13 protein-coding genes and 1 pseudogene are annotated in these 12,285 nt (G+C 35.2%); all 14 read left to right on the forward strand.

Features of this window, described 5'->3' with window-relative positions; genetic code table 11:
• Nucleotides 1–54 precede the first annotated feature (54 nt).
• The 14 genes and pseudogenes from slmA (ACHBIF_RS03295) to ACHBIF_RS03360 all read left to right on the forward strand — a co-directional run bounded on the left by slmA (ACHBIF_RS03295) (nt 55) and on the right by ACHBIF_RS03360 (nt 12,248).
• Entirely contained in the window at nt 55–237 is a 183-nt protein-coding gene (gene slmA / locus ACHBIF_RS03295; protein WP_024394057.1) for a salivaricin M family lantibiotic, read from the forward strand.
• A gap of 93 nt (nt 238–330) precedes the next feature.
• The gene (slmA, locus tag ACHBIF_RS03300; RefSeq protein WP_024394056.1) at nt 331–507 is read left to right on the forward strand and encodes a salivaricin M family lantibiotic; all 177 of its coding nucleotides are present in this window, start codon (nt 331–333) and stop codon (nt 505–507) included.
• Between the two features lie 263 nt (nt 508–770).
• Nucleotides 771–1,505, forward strand: a complete 735-nt coding sequence (locus tag ACHBIF_RS03305; protein ID WP_024394055.1) for an ABC transporter ATP-binding protein — start codon at nt 771–773, stop codon at nt 1,503–1,505.
• An 11-nt stretch (nt 1,506–1,516) separates the two neighbouring features.
• Entirely contained in the window at nt 1,517–3,538 is a 2,022-nt protein-coding gene (locus tag ACHBIF_RS03310; RefSeq protein WP_044980250.1) for an FtsX-like permease family protein, read from the forward strand.
• Between the two features lie 86 nt (nt 3,539–3,624).
• Nucleotides 3,625–5,199 (forward strand): sensor histidine kinase, encoded by a 1,575-nt coding sequence (locus tag ACHBIF_RS03315; protein ID WP_044980249.1) that lies wholly within the window; start codon nt 3,625–3,627, stop codon nt 5,197–5,199.
• Nucleotides 5,180–5,776, forward strand: a complete 597-nt coding sequence (locus ACHBIF_RS03320) for a response regulator transcription factor (protein WP_024394052.1) — start codon at nt 5,180–5,182, stop codon at nt 5,774–5,776. The genes ACHBIF_RS03315 and ACHBIF_RS03320 overlap by 20 nt, the downstream gene beginning before the upstream one ends.
• Nucleotides 5,777–5,854: 78 nt before the next feature.
• The gene (locus ACHBIF_RS03325) at nt 5,855–6,070 is read left to right on the forward strand and encodes a helix-turn-helix domain-containing protein (RefSeq protein ID WP_044680671.1); all 216 of its coding nucleotides are present in this window, start codon (nt 5,855–5,857) and stop codon (nt 6,068–6,070) included.
• A 273-nt stretch (nt 6,071–6,343) separates the two neighbouring features.
• Nucleotides 6,344–6,484, forward strand: coding sequence for a hypothetical protein (locus ACHBIF_RS03330; RefSeq protein ID WP_032499446.1), 141 nt, complete (start codon nt 6,344–6,346; stop codon nt 6,482–6,484).
• Between the two features lie 98 nt (nt 6,485–6,582).
• On the forward strand, nt 6,583–8,157 hold the full coding sequence (locus ACHBIF_RS03335; RefSeq protein WP_044980248.1) for a recombinase family protein: 1,575 nt from the start codon (nt 6,583–6,585) through the stop codon (nt 8,155–8,157).
• Nucleotides 8,157–9,773 (forward strand): recombinase family protein, encoded by a 1,617-nt coding sequence (locus tag ACHBIF_RS03340; RefSeq protein WP_044980247.1) that lies wholly within the window; start codon nt 8,157–8,159, stop codon nt 9,771–9,773. Before ACHBIF_RS03335 ends, ACHBIF_RS03340 begins: the two co-directional genes overlap by 1 nt.
• On the forward strand, nt 9,760–11,202 hold the full coding sequence (locus ACHBIF_RS03345; protein ID WP_228475522.1) for a recombinase family protein: 1,443 nt from the start codon (nt 9,760–9,762) through the stop codon (nt 11,200–11,202). Before ACHBIF_RS03340 ends, ACHBIF_RS03345 begins: the two co-directional genes overlap by 14 nt.
• A 121-nt stretch (nt 11,203–11,323) precedes the next feature.
• Nucleotides 11,324–11,653: pseudogene (locus ACHBIF_RS03350) on the forward strand (8-oxo-dGTP diphosphatase); the annotation flags it as partial.
• Nucleotides 11,654–11,728: 75 nt separating this feature from the next.
• Nucleotides 11,729–11,989 (forward strand): type II toxin-antitoxin system Phd/YefM family antitoxin, encoded by a 261-nt coding sequence (locus ACHBIF_RS03355; protein ID WP_029693774.1) that lies wholly within the window; start codon nt 11,729–11,731, stop codon nt 11,987–11,989.
• A gap of 1 nt (nt 11,990) precedes the next feature.
• Nucleotides 11,991–12,248 carry a Txe/YoeB family addiction module toxin gene (locus ACHBIF_RS03360; protein WP_172059171.1) on the forward strand — a complete coding sequence of 86 codons (258 nt, stop codon included), beginning with the start codon at nt 11,991–11,993 and terminating at the stop codon, nt 12,246–12,248.
• Nucleotides 12,249–12,285: the final 37 nt, after the last annotated feature.

Raw genomic sequence — 12,285 nt, forward strand, 5'->3', positions numbered from 1 at the left:
TAAATAGCGTTTGTTAAATTTACTATAAACAAGGAAAGTTTTGCGAGGGACAATATGAAAAATAAGCAATATAATTCAGAAATTGACACTTTAGACTTTGAAATTAGCACTCAAGAATTGGAAGGAACTTCTGGTGCAGGAGGCTGGTATTCAGCATTTAAAATGACTCTGGCTGGTCGCTGCGGTCGATGTTTCACATGTTCTTATGAATGTACAAGTAATAATGTTAATTGTTAATTTAGGAAGTATATATGTTTCTTGAGATGTGTAAACTTTCCTTGTTATAGTTGACAGAGATAGAGTTAAATGATAAATTATAGGAGGAATAAAATGAAAGAAAATTATGTAGAAGTTGATAGCTTGCGTCATGAAATTGACAATCAAGAACTATCAGGTAATTCCGCAGCTGGATTCAGAACTGCAGTTCGAATGACTAGTCAAGGTCGCTGTGGGTGGGCTTTCACTTTTTCTTATGAATGTACATCACCAAATGTCCGCTGTGGATAGAATGAACAAGATTGGAGGGTAAGATGGAAGGAATTATTGGAACACTTGAGTTTTATGCTCCCGTATTGATTTTAGGAGTATCCATTATTGGTGTCGTCTACGTTATGAAAAAACGGAAAGAACGGAAATGATGTATATTTAAAAAGCCATACTAGTTTATGGCTTTTTTACTTGTCTTTAGAGAGATTATGCACGAATTACTCATGATATTAAAGAACAGATTGATTATAATAGTCTTGTAAAATAGAAATGGAGGAATACTTATGTCACAATTAGTTGTAAAAAATTTAAATAAAGAGTTTGGGGAGGGAGATAGTCTAGTTCATGCTTTATCGGATGTTAATCTCTCTGTAAAGACAGGAGAATTTCTTGCTATCATGGGAGCAAGCGGCAGTGGAAAAACAACTTTGTTAAACTGTATTTCAACAATTGATAAGCCGACGTCAGGTGATATTTCCTTTGAGGGATTTGATATAATCAATGCAACAGATAATCAGTTGGCAAACTATCGCTCACAAAATATTTCCTATATCTTTCAATCTTATAATTTAGTTGAAACTTTAACAGTTTATGAGAATATTGTCTTACCGTTACAGATTCAAGGAAAAAAAGTTTCTGATTGTCATTTAAAAATAGAAAATATCCTAGAAAAATTATCAATTGGTCAATTACGAAATAAATTTCCCAATCAATTATCAGGAGGACAAAGACAGCGTGTTGCAACTGCACGTGCTCTAATTGATGAATCTAAACTGCTTATTGCAGATGAACCAACAGGTGCTTTAGATTCGGCTAACTCAGAAAATTTAATGGCTCTTCTGCAAGATATTAATCAAGATTTTGGCATTACCATTTTAATGGTGACACATGATCCAGCAGCAGCTAAATATTCATCACGGATTATTCTATTAAAGGATGGGCAAGTTACAGCAGATATGTACCGCCACTCTTTATCAAATGAAGAATATTTACAAGAAATTTATAAACATACACGATAAGGAGAAGTAAGATGTATCTAAAATTAATTCTTAGAAATGTTCAAAGAAATTTACAGACATACACAGTTTACTTTCTTAGTTTGACGTTAATTTATAGTCTACTCTATGCATTTAATGCTTTGCCAAGTCATCCTGTCATGCAAAGTTTATCAGGTGCTAAGGAGATGATGACAACCATTATGTCACAATATATGGGGCTATTATCTTATGTTGTATTGAGTACAATTGCTTTTTTAGTTGTTTACTCCACTGGTTTCGTATTAGGCCGAAGAAAACAAGAGCTAGGTCTATACGCAACATTGGGGATGAAAAAACGTCATATTGTAGGAACGCTTTTCTGTGAGACAATGGTTGTTAATCTGTTTGCTTTGTTTGCAGGATTTATTTTAGGGCTAGGAGTACTGATTGTTCTAGCACATATTGCCTCTAATTTTTTTATGGGGAATTATTTTGGTAATATGTTTTTCCTAGACATGAAATCAGTGAATTTACTAGGAATATCATATTTAGCAACAAGTGTAATTATTGGTGTGATGGACATATTTACCTTTAGAAAGCAAGCTATTATTTCTCTTATTCAAGAAAATGGTGTTAAAAGTTCTATTTTTTCGAAAGGAGAAACAAAGTGGCAAGTGCTATTATTTATCTTATCGGCACTAGTTATTTGCTTTGGATGTGTCTATCTATCAGACTATACTCATATTTCAATTCTTAGAAATTGGGGAATGTTACTTATAACACTGTTTGTATTAGTTATATTTATTTTTTACAGTACATTAAGCCATTCTTTGATCCGCTTAACTTATTCATTGCCAAATTGGTATTTCAAGAAATATAATTCATTTAAACTCAGACAACTATCTAAACAGGCAGATCGTAATTCGGTGACTATATCGGTATTATCGCTTTCCTTGACATTAGCAACTAGCTTATTGATTTTTAGTGGTAGCGCCTACAGTTCATTGAGTAATGATTTAAATAAATTTATTCCTTATGATATTGATGTGCAGATGTTTAAGGGAGAAAAATACCATTATAACAATATAGATGTAAAGAGTAAGTTAAAAGAAGATGGTTTTGACTTTTCGATTATTGATAAAGAGCTTGAGTATCCAACTTATATAAGTGAATTGACTTATAAAGATATTATTGATACAAGCAATTTATGGGATTTAGATAAAGAATTAGGAGATTCGTTCGTTAATATTGTTTCGCTTACTGATTACAATTCTTTATTAAGACTTCAAGGGAAAAAAGAAGTCAGTTTGTCAGACAATGAATTTTTAATAAATGCAAACTATAAAGGTACTAGGAAGCAGATTAGGGAATTTCTCTCTAAAAATAACGAATTGACTGTTTCCGGTGTAAAGTTAAGGTCAAGTTCTAAAAGTGCTTTGGAAAATGTTTATTTTGTTACTACAGTAGAAAATAATGATCGAGGGACATTGATCGTTCCTGATAAAGTAGCGAAAAAATTGACTGTTAACAGTTTACATTATGTAGCCTTATATAAAAAAGGGATTGATAAACGAAATGTTGAATCATTTTTAGAGAACTGGATTGAAAATTATTATTTTACGGATCAAGAAGGAAATCAATCTGATTTTGTATATCAAACAAAAGTTCGATCAGCAGAACTATATCTAGGATTTATGGGAGTCATTGTGTTAGTTCTAATTTTTGTGGGAGTTATTTTTACAGTCATCACATTGAGTATTCTGTCGTTGCAGGCTTCTACAAATGCATTAGAAAGCGTTAATGATTACAATATACTTTATTTACTAGGAAATCAAAGAAAGCAAAATAAAAAAATTATTTTTCAACAGATTCTTGCCTATTTTCTAATCCCGTTGCTAATAGCTGTTCCATTGAGTTATTCACTTAGTAACAGCTTATTAGGCTACTTTGAAAATTTCGCGAATACGACAGTTGTCATTGATGCAAAATATTTATTGTTTATGATTGGCTTATTTGCAGTTTATATCTATTTTACCTATAAAGTTTGTTTAAAGGCTAGTAATCAGACCCGATGAGTGAAAACCAGAATAGGATATTAGCTATCCTTATTCTGGTTTTGTGATATAATGATAATAAAAAATCATAGTAGGAAATTTTAAATATGAAGACGTGGTTAAAGAATATTTCTGATAACTCACTATTGTTATGGTGGATCACTTTAATAAATCATTTTATATTAATGATTTATATATACCTTCAAATTCCATTTGACTTTTCATCAACTTTTACTCAAAAATTTGCAGTTGTTTTTATTATTTTGTTGATTATTTCTACTTACATTTGTAATTTCTTAAAGTTTAAATATAGTGAATTGAAGTTGTGGCTATTACTATCGCTATTTTTAATTAGTTGGCAATTGGCTCTGAATTTGAATGTTGAACACACATTATTCCATTTTTTAAATTTACTTCATCCCATTAATTCTTTTCTATTAGTTTATAGTTCAGTATCTATTATTTTGTTAGGTAAAAAAATAGGTGAGGAACTATTTTTTGTAACTTTTATTGTTATAATTATTACAGAGATATCTTATTTTTTTAGCAAGCCCCTCTTTTTATTTTTATCTATATTTACATCATTTTTCATTTCTTACTTACCTATTATTCTGTTAATGATGTATAAAAAAGAGTTGAAATCTTTTTTAAATTACCAGAGGAAAAATTTAACCTTCCTTTCATTTTTCCTACCAGTTACTTATATTATTTTATATATTAATACGACTGATATTGGTATTTTAAACTTTTTATGGTATGTAGAAATTCTTTTGGTACTTGTTGCGTTCCACTTGAAAACAATTTATATGAGTTTTCAAAAAAAGATAGATGAGTTGAAACTATTATATATTGAGGCAAGTTTAAAAGTACTACTGGGGGTAAGTATCCTTTTGGTTACTACATTTATTATTGTAAGACTAGACTTAAAACAAAGTTTTATTTGTTTTAATTTACTTGTGCTGATAGTTGGATTTCTAACGGAAGAATTTATTAGATTATTTAGAGGTAAGCGGCTAACGGGTGCAAAAGATTATTTAGAAGTTTTATTTTTGAAAAGAAATAAGATGGTGAAGAATTTGTTAGCTAATGAAGATATAGAGCAACAATTCGCAGAATTTCTTCATAACGAAGTATTACAAAGTGTGATGGCTATTAAAAACTTTAATAAATATGGAGAAGATGAGAAGTTTAGAACTCAGATTGGATATGTCTCAGATGAACTAGTTCAACGTATCCGAGAGAGAATGGATTATTATCAACCAATGAGTAGTGGCAATGAGGAGTTAACTAAAAAATATACATCATTAATTGATAGAATATTGAGGAGATATGAGACTATGAAAAAAGTTGAAACAGATTTTCAGTCTGATTTTTTTCTAATGGAACCGTATGATAAGATTCTTTATCGCTTTATTGAAGAGTTAGTGACCAATGCTGTTAAATATTCGTCAGGCCATATTATTTCGTTATCTCTCTCTGTATCTGACGATATTATTTATTTATCTTGTAAAAATGATTATGATATTTCTAGTAACCATCTTGGTTATGGGTTAAAGAATTTAGAAAATCGTGTCAGTGTTTTAGGTGGAACAATAGAAATTCAGACAATGGATGCTATGTTTCAAGTAGAAATCCAATTACCAATAGATAAGGAGTTATGCTATGAAAATTTTATTAATTGATGATCACAAGTTGTTTAGTCAGAGCATAAAAATGATTTTAGAGCTATCAGAAACAATTGATTATGTTGATTTAGTTGAAAATTTTCAATCAGTAGATGATATTGATTATAGTCGATACGATATCATTTTGATAGATATTAATTTGACTAGTATTTATGAAACAGATGGATTAGCCTTGGCAGAAGAAATGATAAAAAAAGAACGAGGTATTAAAATCGTTATTTTAACAGGATATAGCAAAAAAATTTATGAATATCGAGCTCAGAAGATGGGAGCTTATGCTTTTATTGATAAAAGTATCGATCCAGATAAGCTTCTTACTCAATTAAAAGGTATATATAGTGGAAAAAAGTATTTTTCGGTAGAAGAAATCGTGGATATCTTGTCTGAACGAGAGATAGAAGTGTTAGAATCGGTCAGAAATGGTTTAACAATTGATGAGATTTGTGAAACCTTATTTTTAAGCAAACGGACTGTTTCGAATCATTTGGCAAATGTATTTTCAAAGCTAGGTGTTAATAATAGGCAGGAGGCAATCCATAAAGCAGAACTTTTAGGATATTTCTCTCCAGAGTAGGATTATCTTTTATGCCAATTTGGCATAAAATTTAAGATTCGTTCAAATCTTAATTATAATTTCATTAGGAGTGAACGAATGTATAGGCGACTAAGAGATATGAGGGAGGATTCTGACTATAGTCAAGAGTTTATTTCAAATTATTTGAGTTGTAGTCAATCCTTTTATTCTAGAATAGAAAGTGGCACCAGAGAATTGCCAGTAGATATTTTGATTAAGCTTTCAAATCTTTATAGTGTGAGCACGGATTATTTGTTACATCTAACAGATTTTCGTAAAAGAATACAAAAATAGAAGTCTCTCCTTGTTTGTTCATTGACAACTGAATAAACCAAGGTGGGACTTTAATCATTTGTGGAGCAATTTAGCCTGGTACGCCGTGAGATGAGCGAGAATTATCGGCTATAAAATAGGTTGGTTACCTATCTGCCATGAGACAAATGAGGATAATGATACTTCTGAACGTTCAGGCTGCCATCGAGAAAGGACAGCGGGTGCAATCCCCATGTAGGACTTAACCAGTTCTTCCCACTGAGGTCAATATTTTGAAGTAAAGGAAAAACGTTTATGGAAAAAATACAAACAGGTGCGGAATTACCGCAGGTTGTGATTGAGGGTTATAAGGTGACGGTGCAAGTGACGAATAAGTCACTTAGTCTGACGGATATTTTAGATGATTTATTAGGTCGAAAGCTTGAAAAAATTTGAGGTTTTAGCGGACATGTTTTTAGAAATGATGTAAAATAGAGTTGTAGAACCTCAATCCTTAATCGGTAAGCACCTAAATACTGATTAAGGAGATACATATGACAAAAACCTGTATTTATTTACGCTTATCACGAGATGATGGGGATAATGTGGAAAGTAATTCCATCATCAACCAACGCTCACTTTTGAGAGATTATGCCAGAAATCATGATTTCACCATTTTAGAAGAATTTATGGATGATGGTATTAGTGGCTTAACCTTTAACCGCCCTGACTTTAACCGTATGATGGCTATGGTGAATGATAAGACAATTGATACTATTATTGTTAAGGACTTGTCACGCTTCGGTCGTGACTATATTGAGACTGGGAAATACCTTCAGCGAATTTTTCCTGCTATGGGAGTTAGGTTTATCTCGGTTAATGATCACTATGATAGTATGACTGCTGATACAAATGAAACACACTTGGTTATGCCCATTAAAAGTCTAATTAACGATAGCTACTGTCGAGACATTTCAACCAAAGTTCGAAGCACTCAAAAAGCTAAACGACAAAAGGGCGAGTTTATTGGAGCTTTTGCCCCTTATGGCTATCGCAAAGATGAAAAGCAACGGAATCATCTAGTGGTTGATGAGAATGTACGCCCTACTATTGAGAAAATCTTTACTCTTAAATTAGAGGGATATTCGTCAAACGCTATTGCAGAGTTTCTTAATCAAGCTGGGGTAGAAACGCCTCTACAACGTAAGAAAGCCTGTCAAGAAAAGATTAAAGGCTTTCATGGTCATAACTACAAGTGGGATACCAAAATGGTCAATCGTATCCTGATTAATCGTGTCTATACTGGCACTTTGGAACAGGGGAAGCAAACCAAACTCAACTACAAGTCTCAAAAGTCTGTAGCTGTGAATCCAGCAGATTGGGTACGAGTTGATGATACACATGAGGCGATTATCTCAAAAAGTACGTTTGAGCTTGCTAATAATCTCTTACTCAGAGATGTCAAACATGGGAAGAAGCTGCCTGACATATTTGCAGGATTATTATTTTGCAGCGACTGTCAGGCTCAACTTGTACAACGAAAACTCCGCTACAAGGACAAAGAGACTGTTCAATATATTTGTAGCACCTACAATAATGGACGAGGCTGTAGCCGCCATGCAATTAAACAAGAGAGATTGCTTGACTTAGTATCGACCGTTATTCATCAACACCTTGACTGGAAGTCTTTTCTGATTAAAGCTGTTCCTGATTATTTAGACCAAGAACAGTTTTTGGAAGTTGATTTTACTTCTTTGCTTGCGAATCGCAAGAAGTATGAACAGTTGCTCCAGTCCTTGTACTTGGATTTAGACGACGGTTTGATCAATGATACAGAATACCAAGAGTTTCAGCGAAGCTATCGGCAAAAGCTAAAACAGATTGAGGACACCATCATTCAAAAGAAAGCACTGGCTCAAACCCTGTATGACAAACTTCAGGATAAGGAACGGTGGTTAAACCAGTTGAGTGAAATCCAAAAAGATAAAGAACTCAATCGTCTCACTTTAGTGACCTTACTTGACCGGATTGTCATTCATGAGAATCAGGAGTTGACCTTAGTGTTTCATGATGTGGCAGAATTAGAAATCCTCCAGCAGTTTTCTCATAAAGAGACGGAGGTGATCTAATGGCCCGTACCAAGAACCGCTACCGCAAGCAAACGAGCGAAGAGACACCACTTCAAACTTATCTTACAGGCATTTACATTCGTTTGTCGAATGAACGTACAGAAAGTTGGCGAAACAAATCGCACTCCTTAGAAACGCAAGAAAGTCTAGCTAGAGCTTTTGCTAAGGAGAAAGGTTTAGTTGTAACCAAGTGTTACATCGACTACGAGTATTCAGGCACAACTTTTAACCGACCTGCCTACCAGGACATGATGGATGACCTCAAAAAAGGTATCATCAACTGTATCTTAATTCGAGACTTATCTCGTCTGGGTCGTAACTATATTGAGATGGGACGACTGATTGATAAAGTATTCCCTTTTATGGGGGTTCGCTTTATCTCAATCAATGATAACCTAGACACTCTCAATGGGTTAGGAGATAAGAAATCCTTTGAGGTGGAAATTAAGAATTTGGTCAATGACCTTTATTCTAAGGATATTTCAAAGAAAGTTACCGCTAGTCACATTCAGAAAGCCAAACAAGGTTATGTCATCGCTGGTTTTGCCCCATATGGTTACCAATTAAGGAAACAAAATGGTGGCAATCGATTGCTCATTGATTCAGTGGTTCAACCAATTATGGCAGATGTCTTTGAAAAGTTATTAGCAGGCCTATCTATTAAACAGGTGACAAAATACCTTAATCAACAGAATGTTGCTACGCCAATGTCTTATCGCCAAACAGGAAAAGTCTATAGAGCAGAACAAGACAATCGACAATGGAGAAGCGCTAATCTTCAGCGACTGGTGCAAAATCCTGCATTTTATGGTAGTCTGATTCAACGTCGGCATAATAAGACCTTATCAGAAAAAGATTACATCCAGGTAGATGATTGTCATGAGGCTTATATCACTAAGGAAGACTACCAGACCCTTCGGAGACTCAGTCGTGAACGTCGCCAAACAAGAAAGCATACTCAACTTAGAACAGCTAATCGGTATAGGGGGCTTGTTTATGCTAAGGGAAAAGCAACTCAAATGCCAAGATATTGCAAGCATTTCTCAACTCTCAATTCAGAGTATGATTACTATTACTTTATGGATTACCTTTATGATTCAGAATCATTGGAAAGACAGACTGTCTATATCAGTGAACAAGCCTTAGATAAGATTGTGTTGAGCGTAGTTCAGACAGAGATGAATCGGCTTGGTACGATGAAATACTTGTTGCCAAGATTAGAAACAAAGAGGGAGGAATGCCTTAAAGTCTATCAAAAACAAATCAAAAACCATCAAAGGGCTTTGACTAGCTTGCAAGCTGAGCAAAGCGAACTTTACCAGAACTACCGCCTTGAAGCTCAGGAGAGAGAGACCTATCTGTCTCAAAAGGCTACTATCACCTCAAAGATTGAAACCCTCTCACAAGAGATAGCTCATTATGAGGCTTTGATGAGGCAGATTGAGGAGAAACATAGCCAGCAAGTGAACTGGGTTAGACATCTAGCTAAGAGCCAAAATCAAGTTGTTTTAACGGGAGAACTCTTAAATGTTTTAATAGAACGGATTGAGGTTGATGTGGATAAGTCTGTAACAGTCACTTTTACTTGCCAGATTGGAGGTAATGAACGTGACTAAAATTGCTCTGTACCTCCGTTTGTCAGTAGATGAGGCTGAAACAGATGAAAGTAACTCAATCACGAATCAACGGTACTTGTTAAACCATTATCTTGACCAAACACCTGAGTTTAAGAACTGGGAGCGCTTGGAATTTGTGGACGATGGTTTTTCAGGAACAAGCCTGAATCGTCCGTCTTTTCAACGGTTGATGGCTGCTGTGAAGGTGGGAACTATCCGACATATCCTTGTTAAAGACTTGTCCCGATTTATGCGTGATTATCTGGAGTTAGGGAACTATTTGGAAAATATCTTTCCTTTTCTTGGGGTTCGCTTCATCGCTCTCAATGACCACTATGACAGTTTGACGTCTGAACAGAATGGACTAGATATTGATGTGCCTTTTCGGAATTTACTCAATGATTTCTATGCCAAAGATGTTTCTGAAAAGGTTAAGAGTGCGATGAACAGCATGAAACGCTCGGGCAAAAACATGAGCTGGTTGCCCCCATTTGGTTATCTCAAGGATCCAGAGGACCGTTTCAAGATTATTATTGATGAGACAGTTGCACCAATTGTTCGACGGATTTTCGCCTTGTACCTTGATGGTAATAGTTACCAAACAATTGCTCGACTCCTGAATGAAGAACAAGTCATTACTCCAGCAGAACGAAAGATGCAAATCAGTCAGGCACGTTACGCAAAGTCACTCCGTTTAACAACTGAGAAAAAACGAAATGTTTGGAGTAGCACTACCGTTGGTCAAATTTTAAAGAATGAAGCCTATAAGGGAACTTATCTTTTTAATACTCGGACGTATGTAAGGGGGAAGCATGTTTTCAGACCGAAATCAGAGTGGGAGCGGATTGAGAACAATCACGAAGCGATTATTTCATCAGAACTATTTGAACAAGTTGTCCAATTAAAAGGATCAAAAGCCACTAAAAGAAAACAGCATCAGATACCTAAAACATCATCTGTATTGACAGGTCTGATTCGTTGTGAGCATTGTGATCATTCTTTGATTGGACATTACAACCATCAAGGTTACCAATATTTTTCCTGTCGTTATTGTAAGGGGCAGGGAGAAAAAATGAAGTCTTGTCGAGTGGATAGGATTGAACAAGCAATCAAAGGGAAACTAGGAGATGAAGCGGTAAAACCTCATCAAAAGGTATCTAAGACCCTTGTTCTTCGGGAAATTGAACGATTGAAGACAGAAAAACTTGCCTGCTTTCAGGACTATAAGGATAGCCTGTTGACCAGAGAAGATTATATTGCCAAGAAAAAGGAAGTGGATAAATCTGTTCAGGCTTTGGAAGAGCAGTTGAAAGAAGCTAGCTATGTTCAGTTACCAACTGACAAGAGGTTAAGCAAAGAAATTGTAGTTGCACACGTTGACAAAGTTGTGGTTGATTGTCTTGGTTTTTTTACAGTCATCTACAAATAGCTGAGGAGGAGACTTGTATCCTAGCAAGTCTCTTTCTTGATGGGATAGTTTGTGGTATAATGAGTGTGTAATCTAGCAAATAAATAGTGTCAGTTACTTGACATAAGAGGGCCATGTCGAACGTGGCGAGAGTATTATTTCCTCTGTCGTCCGCGAGGTCAAAGAAGAAACGGGCTTGACTGTCTCCAATCTCGAACTCTGTGGGATTCAAAACTGGACGGATCCTACTGACCAGTATCGCTATCTGGTATTTTGCTACAAAACCAGCCATTTTTCAGGCTCTATCCAAACTTCAGATGAGGGGGAGGTCTTCTGGATTGACCGTGCAGAATTGAAGAATCTCCAACTTGCTGACGGTTTTGAATCCATGTTGGAAATCTTTGAACATCCACAACTGACGGAGAATTTTTACTGGTTTGAAGATGGCGAGTGGAAGGTGGAGAATCGCTAAAGAGTTGTACAATAAGTTTGACAACTCTTTTTTTCTATGCTATAGTAAGCCTAGAAATGATGAGAGGTATTGCTTATGGAAGCTATTGTATATTCCCATTTTCGAAACCACTTAAAGGACTATATGAAAAAGGTCAATGACGAGTTTGAGCCCTTGGTCGTGGTTAATAAAAATCCAGAGGAAGATATTGTTGTACTCTCAAAGAGTGAGTGGGATAGCTTACAAGAAACCCTCGCTGTTGCTCGGAATGCCTACCTATCTCAGAAAGTCTTGCGTGGTATGGCTCAAGTCAAAGCGGGGCAAACCCAAGAACGCAATCTGATAGAGGCGGACTAATATGGGAATCCATTTTACAGACGACGCCTGGGAAGACTATCTTTATTGGCAAGGTCAGGATAAGAAAACACTGAAGAGAATCAATAAGATTATCAAGGATATGCAGCGACATCCTTTTGAAGGCATTGCCAAGCCAGAACCTTTGAAGTATGACTATCAAGGTGCCTGGTCAAGAAGGATTGATGCGGAGAATCGCTTGATTTATATGCTAGAAGCAGACCAATTGTATATCTTGTCTCTAAAGGACCATTATAGGTGAGGGGTGAGGAAAAAAGATAAAAGATGTAGATAATCAG

The organism is Streptococcus sp. A11 (assembly GCF_043674225.1).
Classification (GTDB): Bacteria; Bacillota; Bacilli; order Lactobacillales; family Streptococcaceae; genus Streptococcus; species Streptococcus suis_V.